Below are 22,703 nucleotides of genomic sequence, written 5' to 3' on the forward strand. Positions count from 1 at the left end.
CCGGCGCGGTCGTCGTGTTCTACGAGCCTGACGCCGGTTGTATTGAGCGTGCGAACCGGCTGGCCGAGACGATGCATTGCGTGGTAGTCGACAACACGCTGCGCAGCGCGAACGACCCTCGCCCCGCGCTGCGCGACGACGTGGACTATCTTCCAAACGGCGCCAACCTCGGTATCGCCACCGCGTTGAATCTTGGCGTTGCGGCGCTCAAGCGCGATGGTTTCGACGCCGCCATTCTGCTCGATCAAGACAGCGAGCCTTCGCCGGAACTGCTGCTCGCACTGCCGCGCGCGCTGTGGGCTCAGCCTGCATCGCGGCGTGTCGCACTCGTCGGACCGGCCTACGAAGACTTGCGACTCGGTGGCGTCGCGCCCTTCGTGCGCTTCGGCTATCTGGCCCTCAAACGCGTTGCGCCGGTGGGCGAGGAGGCGGTGGAGGTCGATTTTCTGATCACGTCGGGGTCGTGTGTCGACCTACACTGTTGGGACGCCATCGGTCCCATGGACGACGCGCTCTTCATCGATTTCGTCGATCTCGAATGGTGCGCACGCGCGCGTTCTCGCGGGTTCGCGCTGCTCGGGTTGCCGTCGCTGCGGTTGGCGCATCAGCTCGGCGGCGAGCCGGTCCGGTTCCTCGGACGTACCTATCCCGGGCACAGCGCCCTGCGGCACTACTACCTGTTTCGCAACGCCGTCGCGCTCATGCGGCGCCGCTACGTTCCGTTCAGTTGGAAGTCGACGGAGATGGTCAAGATGCCTGTTCGTCTGCTGATCTACGGAGCGTTCATGACGCCGCGCCGGGCCCACCTGTACATGGGGTTTCTTGGCATCGTGCACGGGCTGAAGGGGCGTCTTGGTCCATTGCGGCGATAATATCGATTTCGACACTTCGCTTTCCATCTTATCCCCCGTTACACGATTCGAACCTGTAATTATGATCAGTCATGCGCTCGGCGACTTCGCAAAAAGTATTACCTCTTGGCGTTTGTGGACGCTGCTCGGCTGGCTGGAGATCCGCCAGCGTTACGCGCGTTCCCGCGTCGGACCCTTCTGGCTAACGATCAGCATGGGCGTAGTCATCGGCGCAATCGGCGTCGTATACGGCACGCTTTTCGGGCAAACGATGCGCGAATACCTGCCGTTTCTGGCCGTTAGTCTCGTAATGTGGAATTTCTTCGCCCAAACAGTACAGGAGGGGAGCGTCGCGTACATCAACAGCGCGACCTACATCCGTCAGGCCGCGACGTCCAAGATGATTTTCATCCTCATGGTCGTATGGCGAAACCTGATCGTGCTCGCGCACAACTTCCTGATCGTGCTGCTGCTGTTCTGCGTGTTCGGCGTAAGCAACTGGGCGACGCTGTGGCTCTTCATCCCGGCGATGGTCATCTACATTCTCAACGCCTTCTGGCTCGCTATGCTCGCGGGATTGCTGTCCGCGCGTTTTCGCGACCTTCCGCAGATCATCACCGCACTGTTGCAGATCGCTTTCTACGTTACGCCAATCATGTACCGGCCGAATGCGCTGAACCACTACGGGTTCATTGTCGACTTCAATCCGCTCGCCTATCTCGTCGAGCTCGTGCGTGGACCGTTGACCGGCGCCGTGCCAAGCCCCTTGACGTGGAGCGTGACGGCGGCCATGGCGGTGCTCGGGCTGACTTTCGCTCTTACGCTGACCGGCCGCTATCTGAAGCGAATTCCATATTGGGTCTGATCACGAACTCATGGCTTATATCAAACTAAAGAACGCAACGCTCGATCTTCCGATCTACGACATCTCTGGACGGTCGCTCAAGAAAAAAGTCATGCGCGTGGGGCGCCGCAACGAAATCGCGGAAGGCAACGACGGCGTGGTTGTCGTGCGCGCAATCGACAACGTCGACGTGCATCTTGAGAGCGGCGACCGCGTCGGCCTGATCGGACACAATGGCGCGGGCAAGTCCACGCTGTTGCGCATGATGGCAGGAATCTACGCGCCCACCGCGGGCAGCATCGAGCGCGAGGGCAAGGTCGTTCCGCTGCTCGACATCAGCCTGGGCATGGACGACAACTCCAGCGGCTTGCAAAACATCCGTCTCCGGGGCCTGCTGCTCGGCATGACCGACGACGAGATCAAGGTCAAGCAGCAAGAGATCGCCGATTTCTGCGAACTCGGCGACTACCTCGACTTGCCGATACGCACCTACTCAAGCGGCATGCGCGTGCGTCTCGCATTCGCGGTATCGACCGCCGTCGATGCAGAAATACTGCTGCTTGACGAAGTGATGGGCGTGGGCGATGCCTCGTTCATGCACAAGGCGCAGGAACGTCTCGCGGACCTGCACAGTCGCTCCGAGATCGTCGTGCTGGCAATGCACTCGAATCCAGAAATTCGGCGCGTATGCAACAAGGTGTTGTGGATGGACCACGGCCGCGTGCGCGCCTTCGGACCGACAGAAGAAGTCGTTTCCGCGTATGAAGCGCATTTCGGCGTTTGAGCGCCACCGGGCTGCAGCCTCTCAATCCTAAAAACGATGACGATGACATCGCACGACTTCCTCGCCACCGATCTGGCGCTGGCGCCAGTCGACCAGGCACTCGCTCCAGCTTCCTTCTGGTGGCCGGAGCATATCGTACCGTCGCCCTGGCTCGAGCACGCACCGTTCGCCTTCTGGCTCGTCGATGCGCTGCGCCCGTCATCAATTGTGGAAGCGCAGGCGACGGACGGCTTCCTCTTTTCGACGATGTGTCAGGCGGTGACGCAACTCGCGCTCAATACGCAATGTGTCGCGTTCATCGCCGAGAACGCGCACGCGAGCGCTGCGACAGCCGATTTCGAAGCTGACCAAGCGCGCCGTTTCACGGCGTTCTCGCGCATCGTCCGGGCGTCCGGCACGCAAGCCGCGTTCGAAAAGATTCCCGATTCTTCGATCGACGTGCTGATTGCGCTGGGCAAGCCGGGCGCGAGCGCGCCGCTGGAGTCGTGGTTGCCGAAACTGTCGGCGCGCGCAGTCGTGCTCGTGCGCGCCGATGCGGTGTCGGCGGCGCGCTGTCCATCCATGGTGTTTCCTCATGGGGGCGGCCTGGGCGTGCTCGTCGCGGGTTCGCAGGCGCCGCTTGTGCTGCGCGCGCTCGCCGGGCTGCCGGAAGCGTCGCTGCGCGATGTGCGTATGCGCTACGCGCGTCTGGGCGCCGCGATCACGGCGAGCGAGTCGCTAATGGCCGCACGGAAGGGGCTCGAGACGCAAAGCGTGGCGTTGAGGGTCGAGCGTGAGCGTGCCGAGGCTTTGGGAGAAAGCCTGCGCGTCGCCGAATCGCGCGTGCAGGAGCATGAGGCGCAGTTCGATCTGCTGCTCGGCGCCGACGACTGGCAGCGCAGCCTGGTCGACGAGGCTAACCAGCGCGCCGATCACGCAGAGAAGGAACTCGCCGATCTACGAGCGTCGACCTCATGGCGCGTCACGGCCCCGCTTCGCCACGTGGCCCGCAGAGCTGTCGGGCTGCAACGCCTGGTGGCGCGAGGGCGTCAGTTGTCCGCAGTTGTGCGAACATCCGTGAGTGCCGACGGCGCGATCGTCACCGCGCGCAAGGCTGTTTTCGCGGTGCGCCATCGCGGTTTGCGCGGACTCGTGCATGGCGGCCTTGCGCCGGCGCGCGTGCCGAAACTCGTGCTGCCGCGTGCCGTGCCCGCGCTCGACCAGCTCGCGTTGCGCGTGCTCATCGTGGCGGAAACGAGTATCCGGCAATGCATGAAGTATCGGGTTACGCAGAAGGCGCAGATGTTCGCGGAGCTCGGCATCGACTGCACGGTCTTGTCGTGGAAAGAGCGCGCACAGGTGCGACGCGCGTTGCCGACGCATTCTGTGGCGATCTTCTACCGCGTGCCGGGATTTCCTGAAAACCTGGATGTGATTGAGGAGGCGAAGGCGCTTGGCATCGTCACGTTATGGGAAGTCGACGACCTCATCTTCGACAAGTCGAAGTATTCGCTCAACACCAACCTCGACGAACTGTCGCAGAAGCTGCAGCGTGAGCTGCTCGCTGGTGTCGATCTCTACCGCGCCGCGCTGCTAGCGTGCGACCGGGCCATTGCATCGACGAGTGGTCTCGCCGATGCAATGCGCGATATCGGCGTGAAGCATGTGGACGTGGTCGAGAACGCGCTCGACCGGGAAACCATGCGGGTCGCCGCCGGCCTCAATCTGCAGGCGAAGAGGCGCGAGCGGGCGATGGTGCGCATTGTCTATGGCTCCGGGACGAAGACGCACGACAGCGACTTTCGCGTCGCCGCGCCGGCGATCAAGCGTGTGCTGCTCGCCCGGCCGCACGTGCGTCTGCGTGTAATCGGTGAGTTGAACCTGCCGGCAGATTTTGCCGAGCTCGCCTCGCAGATCGAGCGCCAGCCCGGGTCGAACTACCCGACCTATCTCGGCCGCCTCGCCGAATGCGACATCAGCATCGCGCCGCTGGAAGACAGTGTGTTCAATGATGCGAAGTCGAACATCAAGTATCTAGAAGCGTCGGTGTTGCGCCTTCCTTCGGTATGCTCACCGGCAGCAGCGTTTCGTAGCGCGATCGTCTCGGGCGACTCGGCGTTCCTCGCCGCGACCGACGCCGACTGGGAACACATGCTTTTGCAACTCGTCGACGATGCCGGACTGCGCGCGGACATGGCGGCGCGCGCGTACCGGTCGGTGATGCGCGACTACTCTCCTCACGCGATCGGCACGCGCCAGCTTGCCGCCGTTGTGGCGCCTTTCAGGCGCGAGCGCAGCGGCCTGCGCGTGCTTGGCGTCAACATCTATTACGAGCCGCGCAGCTTTGGCGGCGCGACCATCATCGCCGAGGAAATGGCGCGCCGCATCAATGTTGCCGGCGAGTCTGACTATTTCATTTTCACGTCGCTGCCGGTCAGCGAAATCGAGCCATACCAACTGGTGCGCTACGAATCGTCGACAGGAGGGGTGTTCGCGCTCGGTCTTCCGGATGAGCGCGATCCGGCGTTCGAGTTCGAGAATCCTCACGTCATCGGACCGTTCACGGACGTGTTGCGCGCGCTGCGCCCGGACGTCGTGCATCTGCATAGCCTGCAAGGTCTCGGCGCGCAGATCGCCGAGATCTGCGAGCAGGAGGGCATTCCGTTTGTCGTGACGCTGCACGACGCGTGGTGGATTTGCGGCCGTCAGTTCATGGTTACGGGCGAGCATCGCTATTGCCATCAGCGCAAGATTGACCTCAACGTCTGCGCAGGATGTGTAAGCAATCCAGCGCTCAACTCGTACCGCCAGTTCCGGCTGCATGAAATTCTCGCGTCGGCCGACAAGCTACTCGCGCCCAGCGCGTTCTTCCGCGATCTCTATATCGAAAACGGCTTCGATCCCGCGAAAATCGTCGTCAACAACAACGGCATCCGCCCGCCAGCGCCGCGCCCGCCGCGCGCCTCACTGCGTGAGCGGCCGCTGCGTTTCGGCTATGTCAGCGGCGAAACGCCGATCAAGGGCTCGCATCTGATCCGCAAGGCGCTCAACAGCTTGCCATTCGACAACTATGAGTTGCGCGTCGTCGATAATGGCCTGAACCTCGGCTTGCGCACCATCGACGCGGGCGTGTGGTCCGTACCGGGATGTCTCGAAGTTGTGCCGGCTTACACGCAGCAGAGCATCGACACGTTCTTTCAGCAGATCGACGTGCTGCTGTTCCCGACGCAGTGGAAAGAAAGCTTTGGGCTTTCCGTGCGCGAGGCGCTGATTCGCGATGTATGGGTCATTGCCACCGATGCGGGCGGCGTAATTGAAGACATCGTGGACGGGGAAAACGGCGACGTGATTCCGCTCGACGACGACGGCACGCAACTCGCTGCGGCGATCGGCCGTCTGCTGGCCGATCCGCAGAAGCTCGACGGTTATCGGAACCCGTACGCGTCCACGATCCGTGTATTCGACGATCAGGCGCGCGAACTGCGCGCGCTGCTTGAAGGTGTCGTCAGGCAACGCGCGACTGGCCCGGTAGAAGCGGCGCGCTGAGCGCTGGAGCGCGGCGCGTTCAACGGTTCAGCGTCGCGCGCCGCGAAAAACCCACAGCTTGGCCGAGAGAAAGTTGACGCCCATTCCGGCAATTGAGCCAACGCCGACCCCGGCGAGCGGCGTCCACGGCGCGTCCGGCAGCATATGCATGGCGACGATATAGGCCGCATAGTTGCATACGCCCCCGAACGCCATCGCAAGCAGGTATTCATTCCACTCACGCCAGATGGAGCGGTCCGTCTTCCGATCGAAGGTGTAGCGGCGATTGATTTGCCACGTGGCGAAAACCGCCAGTAGAAACGAGATCACGCGGCCGACGTATGGTCCGGCGCCGGCCTTCATCGCGAGGTAGAGTGCGCCGGCATCGACCACGAAACCGACGACGCCCGCGATGACGAAGCGCAGGAACTGGCGCGACATGTCAGCGCTGCCGGTCGCGCACCAGCCGCGCGTTCGCGAGCGCGCGATCGGCCCCGGCCGTTGAGGGCGCCGGAATGGACAAATAAGCAAGCCTTTTCGTCTCATTGCGCCCGCGCGTGACGGTATCAAGCACGATTCCGCAAACGAGCAAGATCGCGCCGAACAGCGTGAGGCCACTGCACAGAATGACGGTCGGGATGCGCGGCACGAGGCCCGTTTCTACGAAGGTCTCGAAGACCGGAATCGCGAGCGAGATCGCGAGCGCCATACAGATCGCGAACGCGCAACTGAAGAACAGCAACGGTTTCTCGCTCTTGAAGAGTTTCAGGATCGTCGTCAGGATGCGAAAGCCGTCGCGATAGGTGTTGAGCTTGCTCGACGATCCCTCCGGGCGCGAGTAGTAGCGGGTTTCGATCTCGGCCACCGGCATGCGCATGCCGAGCGCGTGCACGGCCAGTTCGGTTTCGATCTCGAATCCCGCCGAGTGGGCCGGGAAGGTCTTTGCATAGCGGCGAGAGAACACGCGATAACCCGACAGCATGTCCTTGAACGTGCGCCCGAAGATGGTGGCTGCGCATTGCGTGAGCATCACATTGCCGAAACGATGACCGAGCCGGTACGCGAGCTGTTCGTCCGAGAGCCGCGAGCCGACAACCATGTCGAGCCCGTCCTTCATGAGCCGCTCTACCAGCATCGGCGCCGCGGATGCGTCGTAGGTCGCATCGCCGTCGACCATCACATAAACATCGGCGTCTACGTCGGCGAACATGCGGCGCACGACATTGCCCTTGCCTTGCAGGGGCACCTCGATCACGCGAGCGCCGGCGCTGGTGGCGACATCGGCCGTGCCGTCGCTCGAGTTGTTGTCGAATGCGACGATGTCGGCTTCCGGCAGGACCGCGCGGAAATCGGCGACGACCTTCGCAATAGTGCTGGCCTCGTTGTAGCAGGGAACAACGACGGCGATTCTCGGAGAGACGTTCTGTTGGAGCATAGGATGGCTGGACGGCTGGGGAATGAGCGGACGATGTGCGCCACTGTGGGCGCTATTGTATTGCATCTCGAGCGTCAGCCTGCCGACGCAAAGCCGCGCGGCGCGGTCTTGTAGAATACGCTCCCTTGCACGCGGGCAAGACGCCCGGTTGTGTCTTATCTGGCTGACGTCATGACTTGGTTTCCTTCCTTCCTGGCACGGCTGCGCACGTGGCGGCTGGCGGTGCTCTATCTCTGCTACGCGTTACCGGGCGGATGCTTTCTGCTTGTCGCGACGCCGCCTTTCCAGACGCCGGACGCGGCTAATCATTTCTTTCGGGCCACGCAGGTCGCGCAGGGCGGGTGGCTCGCGAAAAGCTTCAGCGGCACCTCGGGCGGACCGATCGATGACGGCGCGAGCGATTTCGCTGCCATCTTCGACCCGATCGCGCATCATCCGGAAGTGAAGCTCACCACATCGATGAACGAGCGGGGCCGCCTGATCCGTTGGAGCGGCGAGAACCGCGCGGCCGAGTTCCCCAATACCGCCATCTATCCGGCCTACGGGTATGCACCGCAGGCTCTGGCAATCGCCTTCGGCCGGGCGTTCAACGCGAGCGTGCGCGCGACGTATGTCGCGGCGTGCGCTGCCGGCCTGCTGGGCAGCGTCGCGCTGACGGCCTGGGCAATCGCGCTTGCGAGACGGACTGCGCTTGCGCTCTTCGCCATCGCGTCGCTGCCATGCACCGCCATGTTGTTTTCGTCCGTGAGCCAGGACGCGACAGTGGTACCGCTCTGTTTCTTACTGATCGCCTTCGCCGACCGTTCGATCGACGAGGGCGTGCCGGTATCGCCGCGCGCGCTCGTTCTGATGGCGCTCGGCTGTGGCCTCGTGGTATCGGCGCGGCCGCCGTATGCCGGTCTGCTGCTGTTAATGTTCGCGCCGGGCCTGCGGATCGACGCGACTCGCTATGCGTTCGTGCGGCGGCTCGTCTGGTTCGGCGCCACAGCCGCGGCGGCCGCATTCGCCGCGCTCTTCTTCAGCCGCGCGGGCTGGGCGCCGGTGGCGCCCCCACGCTCGCTCGGCGGCCAACTCGATTATCTGTCACACGCGCCGCTTCAGATCGTTCACATCGTCATCGCCACCCTCAACGCCTACGGTGGCTTTTATTTCGCCAGCTTCGTGGGCGTGCTCGGCTGGCTCGACGCGTCCTTCAGGCACGGCTATTACACCCTTGCAATGCTGATGTTCGCCGCGCTCGCCCTGGCGTCCGCACTGCCGGCCGACGTGCAGCGGGCCTCGCGCGCGGCGGACCGTGGCGCGGCCGTGGCGGTGTTCGCAGTGAGCACGGCGATGATCTTCGGCTCGCTCTATCTGACGTGGACACCGGTGGGCAACGCGGTCGTCGAGGGCGTGCAGGGACGTTATTTCCTTGCGCTTGCACCGCTTCTGGCGCTCGCAATGCCGGCGCCGGCCGCACGCGGGAGCCGAAATCTGTCCGTGCAAGGCCGCAGCGCTCGCGGCGCGCGCGCGCTATGCGTTGTGATCGTCTTGGCGTTTCCGTTCGTGACGTTCATCGAGTTGGTGGACCTCATACTCCACCGGTACTACCTCTGAGGGCATGGCCCGCAGGCTCGTCGGGAGACTTATGTGGTACGGTAAAATGCTGAAGCTTTGGGGCCGCCGGGTGGAGCAGCGTGCCCGACATTCATCGTTGAGCTCTATCGAGATATGAATCACGCAAATTCCGAATACTGGCTCAAGAAGGCCGGCGAAGCCTATTCCGATCAGCAGACCGGCAGAGCGGGCGCCGGAAACGACAGCTATCGCGCACAGGAGGCTTGGCTGAACGATTTTTTCGCGCAGCAGGCTGAACGGCTCGGACGTCCCGTGCGCGTGCTCGAATTCGGTTGCGGCTTCGGTCGCTTCGCGCGTCTCTTTGAGCGACACGAGCGGGTGCGCTATCACGGCTACGACTTTTCTGCGACTATGGTCCAGCCGCTGTTCGACAATCCGCCACCTGGTCTCGCGCCGCTCGATGAGCGCGTGCGGGTTGCTCCCACCGTCGGCGAGGCTTTCCCAGGCGAGCACTTCGATGTCGTGTTCACGGTCTCGGTGCTAATTCACAATGCGCCCGAACAGGCGGCGCGGCTCATTCCCCAGATGATGCAGATGGTCAAGGCGCACGGCAGCCTGTGCCTGATCGAAAATGCGCTGGTGCCGCTGACGATGAAGGAGAACAACTGGCATGGCGGCTGCTGGGTGCACGACTTCGTGGGCACGACGGCGCCGCAGTACGATGTCTGCGTCACCTATCGTCTAAGCGATGTCCACAGTGTCTATCGCTTGGGTGCGCCGGCCGCGCAGGCGCGCACAGTGACGCTGATCAAGGGCGACGCGCCCGAGCGTTCCACGACGCCGGACGAACTCAAGTTGCTCGGCATGGAGCGGCTCAAGCTCGCGACCGCCTTGCTGGAGAACGAACTGAACGAGGCTGCGGCGCTGCAGGCCGAAGCGCACGATCAAGGCGAGTTCGCCCGCTACGCGGAGCAGCGCAGCGCGCGCATACAGCAGGGGCTCGCCACGTCGGTGAGGCGGCTCGAGGAACGGCTGCATGGCCGGGCGAGCACCGATGCAAGCGACAACCCGGACGACGCTCATGCGCTCATCGCCCGTCTGGATCAGCTCAGCGCTGAAGCCGCCTTGAGTATCGCCCAGCTCAATCGCGCTCAGACGCTGCGTAGCACGGTAACGGCAGCGCTCGCCGAAGCCTATGCCGAGAGTCTCCCGGCGACGCCGAAGGAGGCGCCCGCGACGGTGTCAGGCCCGCAATCGCGCCCGCATGCAAGCGTCGAGGCGCAGCAACGGCTCGGCCCGGACGAGGAGTTCGGCTGGGACCGGCCAAGCGACGTCCAGTGGGGACATGCCGATGAGCGCTTCTCGAAGGTGTGCCACGCGATGAATGTCGAGTGGATCGGTATTCGCGCCGCCGCTGCCGGGCTGCCGGGGCACAAACTGGTCGTGTCCGCATCGTGCAATCTGTCGGCGAAGGCCGTCGACGAGATCGCGCAGATCATGACCAGCACCGGCATCGACCGGCTAGTCGTGCACGGTATGTCGGCACCGCTCGCCGCGCTGATCTCCGCGCTCAAAAAATCGATCGACATCCCGGTTTTCGTCGTGTGGCATGGCGCCCCGGTCATGTGGTCGATGGTGCAAGAGACCGAATTGTTCACGCGGGTCTCGCACCTGCTCGAACGTGGCGAAGTGACGCGCATCGCGGGCATGCGGTCAGGTATGCATCCGGCGCTCGGTGCGCGCGCGTTCCGGCATCAGCTGTTCAATCTGCCGCCGACGCTGAGCGAGTCCTTCGGCCGCGCCGACGCGCTGTTGCCGGTTCCCGAACGAGGCGACGCGTCCGGCGCGGTGCTCTTCGCGCCGTCATGGCACGTGACGCACAAGAATCTGCCGACGAACCTCATCGCTGCAAACCAGACGCCAAAAGTCGCACAGGTATGGACCCTCGACGGCGAGATCCGTCTGCCGCCAGGTCTCGACGGCAAGGTGCGCCGCCTCGCGCCGCGTTCGCTGCGCGGCATGCTCGACACGATGAAGCTGGTGGATCTAGTGATGAACGTGAGTCTTGTCGACTGCCATCCGATGATCGAGCTGGAAGCGCTGGCCGTGCGCACGCCGTGCCTGCGCGGACCGCTGTTCATGGACGCGCTCGATGACCACCCGTACGTCGCCGCCACGCAGGTGCAGAATCCGCTCAGTGTGGTGGACGTGATGAATCGTATCAATGCCGTGCTGGACATCCCGCGTGACGACATGATCGCCATGATGAGTGGTTACGATCGCGCACTACGCGAGGTATCCATTGCCCGCTATTGCGAGTTTCTGGAGCTGTAACAGTGAATCGACTGCGCGTCTTTGTTACCCGAGAAATTTACCCGTTCACCGCAGGCGGCATCGGCCGCGTGGTGGCCAACATGCTCACCACGCAGCCTCCCGCGGACGGGTCCCGCATGGCGGTCCTCTACCTAGGCGAGCCGCTCGATCCGGCGCGTTTCGCGCTGACGTATCCGGGCGTACTGCTGCTTAACGCGCCGGTCGCCGGCTATCTGGAACGGGACGGCGCATCGTCCTATCCGCCGGTCGAGTGCTACACCACGTCGCCGCTGCATGCGGAGTCCGTGCGCGCGATGCAGGCGCTCAAGCACATGGAGAGCGAGCATGGGTCGATCGAGTACATCGAATTTCCGGACTGGGGCGGCGCCGCGTTCGCGACCTGCCAGGAAAAGAAGCTCGGCGTGGCGTTCGCCGACGCGGTCATCGCCGTTCGCTTGCATACCGCCGACAGTCTGCTGTCGCGCTACGAGCTCCGGGTGATCGATGCTTCGTCGATCGCGCTGTACGACCTGGAGCGCAAGGCGCTGATGGATTGCGACCGGATCGTAGCGCAACTGGCGCCGGTGGCCGAAGTGATGCGCGAGTTCTTCGACATCGATCCGCAACTCTGGGCGGATAAGCTTCATGTGCATGCACCGCCGGTGCTGCTCGATCACGGGCCGTCGCCGGCGTGCAGCATCACGCCGCAGCTCGACACGCCGATCGTATTTTCGTCGAAGATCCAGCATTGCAAGCGGCCCGACGTCTTCGTGCGCGGCGTGTGCGGTTTCCTGCGCGCGAATCCCGGCTACACGGGCCGCGTCATCTTTCTGGCGCATGCGTTCAGCAGCGACTATGCCGAACGCATGCGAGCCCTGATTCCCGAAGACCTTAAGTATCGCTTCACCTATGTGAGCGACGCGTCGCAACTGGAGCGGCATCAGATCATCGAGCGGTCGGTGTGTGTGTTTCCCACTGTGTTCGAGGCGTTCTGTCTCGCCGCCTACGAAGCTTCGTTGAGCGGCGCAGTCTGCGTACTCAACGCCGGAAACCCCGCGTTCGGCGAGGGCACGCCCTGGAAGGATGGCGAGAATTGTTGCAAATTCGATGGATTCACCGACGACCTCGCCGACGTCCTCGGCAAGATCTTCGCCGCGCCGCGCGCATATGGCGTGGTGGCGATTCCCGAGGCTAGGCGCCCCTACGAGCTGCCAGCGCCGCAGTCGCCCAGGGCTACGGCTGCTGCCACCGCCGCAGCGCCCGAATATCCACTCGTCAGTGTTCTCGTCACGCATTGTAATCTCGGACGTTATCTGCGCGAGACGCTCGACAGCGTAGTTGCATCGGACTATCCGAATCTCGAAATCGTCGTTGTCGACGACGCATCGACCGAAGACGTGAGCCTCGCGGTGATCGAACGCCTCGGTCGCGCGAAAGCGGACGGTCTCACGGTCGTGAGACGACCGCATAATGCAGGCTTGTCGGCTGCGCGCAATCTCGCCGCGAAGACCGCGAAAGGTAAGTACGTCATCCCGCTCGATGCCGACGACCTCATCCATCCGTCGTTCATCAGCGTCGCGGTGAGGGCGCTCGAGCGTCATGCCGAATATGACTTCGTCGTTCCCACGGCGGGCTATTTCGTCGATGCCGACATTACGCGGCTGATGGTCGAGGGCTGCCGCGATGCGATTGTGTTCGTTGGCGACGCGCGCGCGTCGGGTCTGTTGAAAAACCGCTTCTCGACCGCGGCTATGCTCACACGACGCGCGGTGCTCGTCGATCTGAAGTACAACGAAGAGCTGACCGCGTATGAGGATTGGGACCTCTATCAGCGTGCGGTCATTCAGGGCAAACGCTTCCTCGTCACGAACGAGATCAACTTTTACTACCGGCATCGTCCGGACTCGATGAACCACAATCCGCAGAAGGCCTTGCGGGAGAAACTTCTGTGGCACGACGTACTGCGCATGCGTTCGCTGAGAATCGGCGCGATTGAGATTCCCGGCTATGTCGCAGTAATGGGCGCTGTCCTGCCTGGCGCCGCGGAGGTCGACTCGGAGTGCGTGGCGAGATTGGAGGCGGAACTCGACGCCTACCGGCGCAGCGAAGTCGTCTTCGCGTCGCTGCGTGTCGCGCACTTCTTGCAGGCGCGCGCGCCCTGGGCGTTGAACGCGGGTCGGCGCGTCGCCCGGGCGATGTGGCAGCTCGTCAGATGACGCGGGAACGGCACGCAGCCGTTCTCGACGAAAGAGTCTGCTAGCCCGGTCTCAATGAATTGATCGACTATGAATAGCAACACGACTTCCGGAACACGCATGATCGCCGCATGCGATGCCGTGCTTTGTCTCTGCGGCTTCGCGCTGACGGTCGCTTCAAGTTTTCCCGGCATCATGACGCCCGACACGACTGATGTGATCCATCAGGCGGTAACGGGGCAGTGGAGCGATTGGCACGCGCCGTTTTACACCTTCATCCTGAGCCTGTTGTATCCGTCACGTCTGGGGCCGGTCGGCATGCTCCTGCTCAACAACCTGATCCTTTGGGTCGCCACTTTCCTGCTGGCTGACGCAGCCAGCAAGCGTTACGGCTGGCTCGGTGTGCTGTTCTGCTTCATTCCGCTCTGTCCCGCGATCATCTACATGCCCGGGTTCATCTGGGATGTCTCGTTACACGTGGCGCTGTGGGCGTTCGCGGCTGCCCTCGTATTCCGCGATGTAGCGGCGGGCCGCAAAGCGTCGACGCCCACGTGCGTGGCGGCAATCGCGCTCGTCGTCTGTGGCGTGCTGGTTCGGCAGAACGGTTGGTTCGCGGCCGCGCTGCTGGTGCTGGCGGCATTGCCCGCGACGATGAGGCTGCGGACCCGGCTCTTCATCGTGGTGGCGACTTTCGTGGCGATGCCGCTGATCTGGACCGGCTTCGCAAAGATCACACAGACCGTCAGCTCGCATGCGGTCAATTCGATCCTGATCCACGATCTCGGTGCGATGTCGGCCGAGCTGCGGCGTAATGTGTATCCCGGCGACTGGTCATCCGCGCAAGCCGACCAGATCGAACACAACTGCATGCCCGACTCGCTTGATGCGCGCGCGCCCGATAATGGCTGGGACGTCTTCGCGTGGGGACGCTGCGGCTTCGTCTTGAAGACACTTTCCGCACAGCACCTGATGGACACGCACGTGCTGGCCAAAGCCTGGCTCACGACGGTCGTACATCATCCGGTCGCGTACGCGAAAGCTCGCATCAAATTTTTCGCGACGTTCCTTCACGCGCAGAGTTCGACGCCCTTACTGACGAACAGCCCGTCGAACGATGGGAGCGGCTGGCCCATCGAGAATCATGCACTAATCGGTCGGATGTACGCCTATGCGAGCAGCTTCCTAGGCTGGGGGGTGTTCCGTCCAGGAACCTGGCTCGTGTGCAATCTCGTGGCGTTCTTCGGGCTTGCCTGGCTGACGCGACATGCGGATGCATCGCCAGGAAGGCGCGATAATGCCGCGTTAGGGATGCTGCTGGCCGGCGGTTCGATCGTCTGGGTCGCGACCTATGCGGTCTTCGGCGTCGCGTTCGATTTTCGCTACGTGTTCTGGAACGTCTATATTGGCTTGCTATGTCTCCTCATTGCGATCGGTGAAGCGACCATGAGCCGCGTCCGGCGCGATGCGGCGGACGCGGGTCGGGACGTGGCGCCGCATCTTTCCGGTCGTTGACAGGCGCATGATCAGGCCTGCGACGCAAAAAGCATCCGTTAAATATTGAGAGATGATGGACTACAACGAAGATCCGAATAAGGTGCATGTGCAGGTTCCCATCGAGATGGTCTTTACTGAGGATTATCAGGAGACCGGCGGAGTCGTCGAAAACTGGACGCAGGCGTGGTTTCAGCACAACCGGCGCTGGTCCAATCTGCCGATAGGGCGTTTGTGGCCGCATCAGCAGTTGTATCGTTTTTTTCGCGGCAGCGGTTCGGACGATGCAGCCGGGTATCTCGCCTGGTATCGCAACATCTTCGATCTGCGTGGAATGAAGATTCCCCGTGCGGAAGTGGATGTTCTCGAAGACCGCTTCAAGCTCTTCCAGAAATGGGATCGCGTGCTGTGGATGGGCGGGCCGGAAGATCCCGAGTTCGTGCTGGACGCATCGTTCAACGCAGAGCGGGGCGCGTTCATGCTCAAGGATGGTCATCATCGTTCTGCGTTCCTGCGGGTGTCCGGAGTACGCCGTCTGCTTTTGCGCGTCACACGCGAGGAGCGCGAGGTTTGGCTCAATCGGGCTGGAGTGCAACACGTGAAAGACGTGCTCACAGGACAATCGCGCGTTGAGTTCTATACGCCGATTCAGCATCCGGACTTTTACGCGATCGAGGCCTTGCGCGAGGGCAGTTACCGCAGTCGTCTCGATAATATTCTTGAGTTTCTCGGGCCGTACAGGTTTTCTGGCCGCCTGCTCGATATCGGTTCGAACACGGGCTATTTCTCACATCAGTTCGCGCGCGAAGGCGCGGAAGTCGTGGGCTTCGAGCCGGACCGGAAACATTTCGTTCTCGCCAACGCCCTGTCCCGGCTGTACCGGTCGAGCGCGCGGTTCGAGAACAAGCCTTTCGAGGATGCGAATCCAAACGAGACGTTCTCCGGTAGCTTTCTCCTGACCGTGCTATACCATCTGCTTGCGCAGGACAAGCATCGTCCGCTTTGGAGCGGCTTGATCAGATGGTGGAAGATTTTGTAATCTGGGAGTCGGGCAGCAATCCAGAGGAAGAGAAGGAAGTCGTCAGGCGCTTCACTCGATTCACCCATTACCGAAAAATTGCCGACACTTATGGCACCGGCCGCGCGCGTGAACTGGGCATCTTCTCAACCGACGCGTTCGGCAAGTCGCTTGATGCGGTACACGCCGAATTTGCTGTTGCAGAGGCTGCGCCCGAGACGCCGCGTCTACGCCTTGACAAGCGGCGCAAATGGTTCGGCTGGAGGGGCTAAGGTTGCCTGCGCTATCGATGCGATGGTCATCCCGCAGGGATGGCGCCCGGCTATGATTCGATCTGTATACATACTACCGCGAGTATCCGCGCCAATCAATTCGTCAGGTGCCTGCCGCGGGGAATATCTGCTCGATGATCAGCTGCGCTCAAGCTTCGACTCGTGGTTTTGGTCGAGAGGCCGGAGTAGGTTTCGAGGCAAATCCAACTCGCCTGGGTCTGCACCCCTTTGCCGCCCACATGGGCGCGCAGGACATCACCGCGCTCGTCTGTGACGGCCGTGGCAAATCCTGCTCTCCGTGTCATCGGCATAGGCGTCGGCCTCATTGTAAAGTGCATGCTCGATAAGAAATGGAGCTACCGCTCCATGGCGGAAAGCGCGCGCCACGACGCCACGATGTTCACGCTCTACGTCAGAATGGGTCTCGTGACGACCGATATTTACTGGGGTGGACTTTGGCTTCGATTACATCTCCAACACGGCGGAAGCCCATTACATTGCCACGTGCATCTGTCCTGCCATCGGCTACGTCGTTTAGGATCGGCTCGACAAGCGTTACGTCTTTGCGCGCTTCTGCTAGAGCGACGCTCGCTTGATCACGAACCGCGGCATTGCGGATATGTGCATGATGCCCCATCAGAACTTTTGGGAGGAATATCATGCTGAGTTCGCTAACGGTTTGCACATCTCGGCCCTGATGACTGAAATCGAGGGTACGTCAATAGCCTGCTGAGAGGCTGCGACACTCAATATTCACTAGCGTGCAGCGGAGACGCGAGAGTGCTACGTTCGGCAGCCCTTGTGCCGCGAACAAACGCGCGACCGTCAACCCATGATGCAGCTCGGGCCCAGCGTTGTAGGGAACGACAACTATTTTGACCGCCCCATTGACTCAGGTTTCTTGTTACCGAGCCGGGGACGTTGCCTCATGTAATTTGCTACCCGTCAGAATGCTGGCGGGAGCGACTTATGGCGAGGCGGCTCAGCATGGCAACACGACGCGAATTGATCGAAGCGGTCGGCGAGCGGTACCGCCGTTCCGGGCGCGCTGAGAAGTGCGAAATACTGGACGAATTCGTTCAGGTGACCGGGTATCATCGCAAGCACGCTATTCGCGTCCTGTGCCGCGAGCCCGGGCCCGCGAGAACGAAGCCCGGCCCGCAGCGACGCTACGATGATGAGGTGCGGGCCGCGCTGATCACGCTGTGGGAGGCGGGCGATCGGATCTGCGGCAAACGGTTGAAGGCGCTCATTCCAACGCTAATCGACTCGATGACACGGCATGGCCACATGACCCTCTCGAAGGACGTTCGCCAGCGGTTGAACCAGATCAGTGCCGCCACCATCGACCGGCTATTACGTGACGTGCGCGAACAGGCTTTTGCCGGTCAACGCCGTCGCGCTGGCGGAATCGGAAATGCGATTCGCCGTGCGGTGCCAATCCGGACGTTCTCTGACTGGAATAATCCTCTGCCGGGTTACCTTGAAGTTGATTTCGTCGAGCATTGCGGTGGCACCAAGATCGACGGCGACTTCGTGCACAGCTTCGTCCTGACCGATATTGCGACTGGATGGACAGAATGCCTGGCCATGCCCTATCGAAGCGGTGCGTTCGTACTCGAGCACGTCGAACAAGTTCGTCGAGCACTGCCGTTTCCGCTTCGCGGTCTGGATTGCGATAACGATACGGCTTTCATGAACGAAGCTGTATTCGACTTCTGCAAAGCAACGGGTATCGAACTGACGCGCTCGCGCGCGTACAAGAAAAACGACCAGGCGTGGGTCGAGCAAAAAAACGGATCAGTCGTGCGCCGTCTCGTCGGATACGGCCGGTTACGTGGACTCGAAGCTACGGAAACTCTTGCGTCTCTGTACGCGGTCTCGCGTCTGTACATCAACTTCTTCCAGCCTTCATTCAAGCTGAAATCGAAGACACGTCATGGCGCAAGGGTCACAAAGCGGTATGAAGCGCCCTTGACGCCGCTCGAGCGCGTCTTGCGGTCGGCGTCGGTTCCGGAGATGACCAAACGCAGACTGCGTGCGCAGTTTCGCGCGCTCGACCCGCTGGACCTCTTGAGCCGAATGCGCGAGGCTCAGCAGCACGTCGCGCGATGTAGCGAATCCGGCACGGCGCTGGCAGACGCAAAAGCACCTGGTCGTATTCCTCTCGCGGACTTCCTGGCGAGTCTCGGGACAGCGTGGCAGGACGGCGAGGTAAGACCAACGCATCACCGAAAGGCGCGCGTCCCTCACACTTGGCGCAGCCGCGAAGATCCATTCGAGCATACATGGCCGACGATTCAGCAGTGGCTTCAGGCTGAGCCCGGTATTACGGCAAGAAAACTGCACGAGCGCCTCGTCGCGATGGCACGGGCGATGTATTCCAGCGCCCAGTTGCGTACGCTGCAACGCCGGGTAAAGGTATGGCGATCGAACCGTGCCAGAGAACTAGTCATTCAGATACTCGGCGACACGGACGCGATGAAGTCCGGCACCGCTACGCGGCACCAGCCTTCATCGCCAACCATCGGAGAATGACAATTACCCGGGAGTAACATGATCCCGTGAGGCAACACGGCCGGCCACGATAATTGACAATCTACACGTTGAGATTCTGCTTCAAAATATGTGCAAGAACCATCACTTCGGACGCTCGCTGATGCATTTCATACTCCATCGCTTGAGTACATCGACGCTCAAGGAAGGAGTCGACCAACAATCTGGCGTTTGCAGCATTCAATGTATTGCCCCGTCGCATCGCGCTAATCTGGCTTCAGCGTGAAGACCGACACACGCGCGTGATGAAATCATATCAAGGGCTGTCGCTTCCGGGTATCGAAGCCCAAACTTCGCGCGCCATCAACGCCGGTCGTTCGCCTCGAAGAAAAAATGAGGGCGTTTGATCTAGCGATGCCTGAGCGGAAGGCTGGATGGCCACAAGCCTCACGCGGAATGCGGTCATGAGCAAGACGAAAGTCGAAAGGCGCATTGAAATCGGGAGCATTCCGTCAAAACACTCCCTCCAAAGGGCCTATTATCCTAATTACCTATCCGCGTCACCGACGCATCGACCCGAGTGCAGCGCACTCCATTTGTCCCTACCCTCGCGCTCGATCGGCGCAATCTTCTTGTCCGGCAGCTTTGCTGCCCACCAAGCTGGCCGCGTCTTGCGGAAACTGAGTCCTATCAGAACCGCATGAACGCTAGCTTTTCCAGCAAAACGCAAAACCTCATCGACTGAGAACAACCTCGCGCGGACAGTGCGAACGTCAATCTTTCCTATCGTCTCCGGCAATTACGCCAAGCCTGACTCACGCGGTCCCACATCGAGGCGACCGTGATGAACGAGCTCCCGAGACGGGAAATCACTTGCACCATGAGTGCGGATTTCTTGATCTCTTTCTGTCGGCCCGCGCAGCCGAAAGCAAAATGCGCAAAAAGAATTGCTTGGCTCGACAGGTTTTGCCTGCGGTCAAGTAGCCGTGTTTCGGATTCGTCCGAAATAGGGATCATCAGGTCGCAGTGCTTCCCTGCGCCGGGTGAATCGAAAATCTGATCTCTAAGATCCCGGAAAGCAAAGCGTGCAGTATTTCAACCACCCCGGGGCGTTCTTTTGATAGGTGAGAACGTCGCCTTTCGGATCACGGCCGTGAAAATCCAACTCAACTTCTCGACGCTGTTAGACAACGCCGGGCTGCCACAGCGGCTCACGAAAGAACTCACCGAGCTCTTTCAGCACCACTTATTCAAAGCACACAGCAAGACCCGCGTGACGTCCAACGCGATTTCCATCAAAACACAGACATACCGCGTGCGACATCTCATCGCGGGCTTTCGCGAACTACGAAAGGGCGGCTTTGCGCTGCAGTCGCCGTGGAACCTCTCGGAAAAACACATCGCCTATTTGGTTAAGCTTTGGGTCACCGAGAAGGAGCAGGCGCCGGGCACCGTCGAAAACAAGCTCACCTATTGGCGCACGCTCGCCTCGTGGATGAAAAAGCACCAGCTCGTGGGTACCGTTGATGACTACACCAAGCGGCCCGACGGTTATCGCCGCTATTACGTCGCGCAGGAAGATAAATCCTGGGAAGCGGCTAACGTTGACGTCAACGAAGTGATCTCCCGGCTCTGCGAGCATGATCGGTGGGTCGCGATTCAAGTCGAATTGCAAGCGACGTTCGGCTTGCGCGCCCAAGAAAGCATGCTCCTGCGTCCACTGCAATGCCTGCGCATCTCGGGCCACCTGCACGTCATCGATGGTACGAAGGGCGGCCGGCCCCGGCTCGTGCCGATCGATGCTGAATGGCAATACGAAGTCCTCATCCGAGCAGCCAGGCTGGCGAATCCGCGCACCGGCTCAATGATTCCGGAGCCATGGTCGCTCAAGCGCTGGTACCGCCATTTCTATCACGTCCTTCAGAAAGATGGCATCACGCGTAGTGGCTTGGGCGTCACGGTTCACGGACTGCGCCACGCTTACCTCCAGAAGATGTACCAGGATATAACCGGCGTGCCGGCGCCGATCAAACTGCCGGATCATCGACCCAATCCTGAACTTCATCAAAAGGCCATGCAACAGCTGGTCGAAGCTGCGGGGCATAGCTTGGCAGCGAAGGCGACGGCCTACATCTCAACCTTCGCGACGGCGGAGCGCTTGTCGCGACCTGTGGTGACCCTCGAGCAGGCGATCGCCGCTCTTACTGCGGCGAACGGCATTAAATCAGAGGCCGCAAGGAGCCTAGAAATCTCAAGGCAGGCGCTTTATCGGATACTTGCAAAAGGCGGCCCGTTGCCAACCTCAACGCCTGCGAACGTCGTCGTGACGGAAGCACTGCCAACACGCGCCCCAAGCGAGTTCCTCGAAGGTCCGCCGTTGGCTCAGATGACGATCGACAATACCACGCCGAACCAACTGTCACTGCTGGGCAAATAGGTTCACCATGGCGGTCCGACGACGTCACAAGTCCTCGTTGCCGCCGACGGTTCCTTCACGGCGGCGCAAGCACATGGACCTGCGCTAAGGTGAATTCAGCAACCGTTTCGATTCGCCGGCTCAACGATGCCGACTACCTACATCGCGACGCAGGCTTGAAATTGCTTCATGACGTTCCCAAGCGGCGCGGCGTGAGACAGGAGCCGCGACTTTCCTGTCTCCCTGCGATGCGTTGGTGCGCCGTGCAGCGAAAAGAGATACGTATTCATGCCGCTTTCCTAGGATCAGGGCATATCATGATAATTCCACGCGTGCCCCCAGTGTCCGGAACTCTCCAACGCGTCACCGAGTCGTTTGCTCTCAGATCGTGCGATGCGACGCATGCGCTGTTATCGCTTAACGAGGCCTGGCTGACAAAGGAGTCGTGCTAAAGGTGCGCCGGCGCTCCTCACTCGCACCACATTTTTCTTCAACGCTCCCATCCAGCAAGCCTGCGATAGAAGCCGCCGCCGACTCGCGCCAGATTTCGGCGCTTCGAGTAATGCGTCATCGGACGTGTTTCCCTCCCAAGTCGACCGGATGCGGGCCCGGTCGTTGTTCGTTCATCGAGAGACCGATCACTCGCTCAATCACCTGGATCGCTCCCGTATTGCTTCCATACAGCGAGCGAGTCTTACCAGAAGTTGTCGCGTCCGCATGGAAGGAGTGCGCCAAGGGCGCCGGTACCATTTGCCTTTCACACCGGGGCCCGGCGAAGTGCGCCCTGCCGCGCAACCAATGGCGTCGCGTCGATCGAAGGCAACGCTTGCAAGCCACCAATCCACACGTGTTCTTCCAGTCAACGCTATCCGGATAGCGTTGCTTTTTCGAAATGACGACGCTTTTTAGCGATCTTTTTCTCTGTCGCGCTTCTAGATCCTTGCGCGCGGAGGTATGCGGCGGCCACTTGGCCGCGATTCAATGAGGGAATCTTGCAGGTTCAGCAGCGCAAGCAGAAAAAACGTAGGCCGTACCCGCGTGAGCCCGCCTACGTTACCGAATGTTGCCTCGGTTGAGCGAATGGCGAGGACATATGTGGTCGACGCCAACAGCGGCAGGCGCGGACTACACGGCTGTCACTCGCGCCGGCGTCTTCGTCATCACGCTTATTCGCCCGGCGTCCACGGCGCAACGATGCTCGCGTTGAGGGGTCGACTGCGAGACAAACGACCTTTTGTAAGCCGCCCATGTGAATATTGTGGGCTTGGCGGGGCTGAGCGATTTTCGCAATATTCCTGATTCTGCGTCAAAAATCAGTCACTTAACTTCCTTTGAAACGATAGACAAGTTGCGCTATCAGGATGAAGTCTCTCGGCCCGGGGCTTACGGTTCAAGGCGAAGAGTGGGGGATGCAACGAGGAAAGCGAGGGGAGTTTGGACGGCGACGCTGCGATGCAGGCGTGGCTTTGAGGAACTGCAGCGGGGGTTCTAACCGGACTCGCAGACAAGCGCAAGCTGCATGCTTCA

The 22,703-nt window shown here is 61.3% G+C and carries 15 protein-coding genes; 13 read left to right on the forward strand and 2 right to left on the reverse strand.

The features are described 5' to 3' along the window. The first annotated feature begins 14 nt into the window (after positions 1–14). The 4 genes from LDZ27_RS03750 to LDZ27_RS03765 all read left to right on the forward strand — a co-directional run bounded on the left by LDZ27_RS03750 (position 15) and on the right by LDZ27_RS03765 (position 6,004). A complete protein-coding gene (locus tag LDZ27_RS03750; protein ID WP_244815389.1) occupies positions 15–872 on the forward strand; it encodes a glycosyltransferase family 2 protein in 858 nt (285 codons plus the stop codon). A gap of 61 nt (positions 873–933) precedes the next feature. Further along, on the forward strand, positions 934–1,716 hold the full coding sequence (locus LDZ27_RS03755; protein WP_244816027.1) for an ABC transporter permease: 783 nt from the start codon (positions 934–936) through the stop codon (positions 1,714–1,716). A gap of 10 nt (positions 1,717–1,726) precedes the next feature. After that, the gene (locus LDZ27_RS03760) at positions 1,727–2,479 is read left to right on the forward strand and encodes an ABC transporter ATP-binding protein (protein WP_244815390.1); all 753 of its coding nucleotides are present in this window, start codon (positions 1,727–1,729) and stop codon (positions 2,477–2,479) included. Positions 2,480–2,521: 42 nt separating this feature from the next. After that, positions 2,522–6,004 carry a glycosyltransferase gene (locus LDZ27_RS03765; RefSeq protein ID WP_244815391.1) on the forward strand — a complete coding sequence of 1,161 codons (3,483 nt, stop codon included), beginning with the start codon at positions 2,522–2,524 and terminating at the stop codon, positions 6,002–6,004. A gap of 27 nt (positions 6,005–6,031) precedes the next feature. Here LDZ27_RS03765 and LDZ27_RS03770 read toward each other — a convergent pair whose 3' ends face one another. Both LDZ27_RS03770 and LDZ27_RS03775 read right to left on the reverse strand, forming a co-directional pair. Next, the gene (locus tag LDZ27_RS03770) at positions 6,032–6,424 is read right to left on the reverse strand and encodes a GtrA family protein (protein WP_244815392.1); all 393 of its coding nucleotides are present in this window, start codon (positions 6,422–6,424) and stop codon (positions 6,032–6,034) included. Between the two features lies 1 nt (position 6,425). Then, complete coding sequence (locus tag LDZ27_RS03775) at positions 6,426–7,418, reverse strand: glycosyltransferase family 2 protein (RefSeq protein ID WP_244815393.1); 993 nt, start codon at positions 7,416–7,418, stop codon at positions 6,426–6,428. Between the two features lie 150 nt (positions 7,419–7,568). On the opposite strand from LDZ27_RS03775, the gene LDZ27_RS03780 reads away from it, so the two are divergent. The 9 genes from LDZ27_RS03780 (at position 7,569) to LDZ27_RS03815 (ending at position 21,197) form a co-directional block, all read left to right on the forward strand. After that, positions 7,569–9,014 (forward strand): DUF2142 domain-containing protein, encoded by a 1,446-nt coding sequence (locus LDZ27_RS03780; protein WP_244815394.1) that lies wholly within the window; start codon positions 7,569–7,571, stop codon positions 9,012–9,014. A 114-nt stretch (positions 9,015–9,128) separates the two neighbouring features. Continuing rightward, entirely contained in the window at positions 9,129–11,309 is a 2,181-nt protein-coding gene (locus LDZ27_RS03785) for a methyltransferase domain-containing protein (RefSeq protein ID WP_244815395.1), read from the forward strand. Positions 11,310–11,425: 116 nt separating this feature from the next. Then, on the forward strand, positions 11,426–13,504 hold the full coding sequence (locus LDZ27_RS03790) for a glycosyltransferase (protein ID WP_244815396.1): 2,079 nt from the start codon (positions 11,426–11,428) through the stop codon (positions 13,502–13,504). A 99-nt stretch (positions 13,505–13,603) separates the two neighbouring features. Next, positions 13,604–14,995: a hypothetical protein gene (locus tag LDZ27_RS03795; protein WP_244815397.1), complete on the forward strand. Its 1,392-nt coding sequence runs from the start codon at positions 13,604–13,606 to the stop codon at positions 14,993–14,995. Positions 14,996–15,047: 52 nt separating this feature from the next. Then, entirely contained in the window at positions 15,048–16,013 is a 966-nt protein-coding gene (locus LDZ27_RS03800; RefSeq protein ID WP_244815398.1) for a bifunctional 2-polyprenyl-6-hydroxyphenol methylase/3-demethylubiquinol 3-O-methyltransferase UbiG, read from the forward strand. Continuing rightward, positions 15,995–16,264, forward strand: coding sequence for a hypothetical protein (locus LDZ27_RS03805; RefSeq protein ID WP_244815399.1), 270 nt, complete (start codon positions 15,995–15,997; stop codon positions 16,262–16,264). The genes LDZ27_RS03800 and LDZ27_RS03805 overlap by 19 nt, the downstream gene beginning before the upstream one ends. A gap of 336 nt (positions 16,265–16,600) precedes the next feature. Beyond that, positions 16,601–16,930 carry a hypothetical protein gene (locus LDZ27_RS28985; RefSeq protein WP_370653362.1) on the forward strand — a complete coding sequence of 110 codons (330 nt, stop codon included), beginning with the start codon at positions 16,601–16,603 and terminating at the stop codon, positions 16,928–16,930. A gap of 321 nt (positions 16,931–17,251) precedes the next feature. Further along, positions 17,252–18,802: a transposase family protein gene (locus tag LDZ27_RS03810; RefSeq protein ID WP_370653363.1), complete on the forward strand. Its 1,551-nt coding sequence runs from the start codon at positions 17,252–17,254 to the stop codon at positions 18,800–18,802. Positions 18,803–19,913: 1,111 nt separating this feature from the next. Then, positions 19,914–21,197 carry an integrase domain-containing protein gene (locus LDZ27_RS03815; protein ID WP_244815401.1) on the forward strand — a complete coding sequence of 428 codons (1,284 nt, stop codon included), beginning with the start codon at positions 19,914–19,916 and terminating at the stop codon, positions 21,195–21,197. Positions 21,198–22,703 lie beyond the last annotated feature (1,506 nt).

Source organism: Caballeronia sp. Lep1P3, from assembly GCF_022879595.1.
GTDB lineage: Bacteria > Pseudomonadota > Gammaproteobacteria > Burkholderiales > Burkholderiaceae > Caballeronia.

What these genes read in the sequence shown, in the direction of transcription:
- LDZ27_RS03755 (WP_244816027.1), top strand. Translation starts at nt 934, where the DNA reads ATGATCAGTCATGCGCTCGGCGACTTCGCAAAAAGTATTACCTCTTGG.
- LDZ27_RS03760 (WP_244815390.1), top strand. Translation starts at nt 1,727, where the DNA reads ATGGCTTATATCAAACTAAAGAACGCAACGCTCGATCTTCCGATCTAC.
- LDZ27_RS03765 (WP_244815391.1), top strand. Translation starts at nt 2,522, where the DNA reads ATGACATCGCACGACTTCCTCGCCACCGATCTGGCGCTGGCGCCAGTC.
- LDZ27_RS03770 (WP_244815392.1), bottom strand. Translation starts at nt 6,424, where the DNA reads ATGTCGCGCCAGTTCCTGCGCTTCGTCATCGCGGGCGTCGTCGGTTTC.
- LDZ27_RS03775 (WP_244815393.1), bottom strand. Translation starts at nt 7,418, where the DNA reads ATGCTCCAACAGAACGTCTCTCCGAGAATCGCCGTCGTTGTTCCCTGC.
- LDZ27_RS03785 (WP_244815395.1), top strand. Translation starts at nt 9,129, where the DNA reads ATGAATCACGCAAATTCCGAATACTGGCTCAAGAAGGCCGGCGAAGCC.
- LDZ27_RS03790 (WP_244815396.1), top strand. Translation starts at nt 11,426, where the DNA reads ATGGCGGTCCTCTACCTAGGCGAGCCGCTCGATCCGGCGCGTTTCGCG.
- LDZ27_RS03795 (WP_244815397.1), top strand. Translation starts at nt 13,604, where the DNA reads ATGATCGCCGCATGCGATGCCGTGCTTTGTCTCTGCGGCTTCGCGCTG.
- LDZ27_RS03800 (WP_244815398.1), top strand. Translation starts at nt 15,048, where the DNA reads ATGATGGACTACAACGAAGATCCGAATAAGGTGCATGTGCAGGTTCCC.
- LDZ27_RS03805 (WP_244815399.1), top strand. Translation starts at nt 15,995, where the DNA reads ATGGTGGAAGATTTTGTAATCTGGGAGTCGGGCAGCAATCCAGAGGAA.
- LDZ27_RS28985 (WP_370653362.1), top strand. Translation starts at nt 16,601, where the DNA reads ATGCTCGATAAGAAATGGAGCTACCGCTCCATGGCGGAAAGCGCGCGC.
- LDZ27_RS03810 (WP_370653363.1), top strand. Translation starts at nt 17,252, where the DNA reads ATGGCAACACGACGCGAATTGATCGAAGCGGTCGGCGAGCGGTACCGC.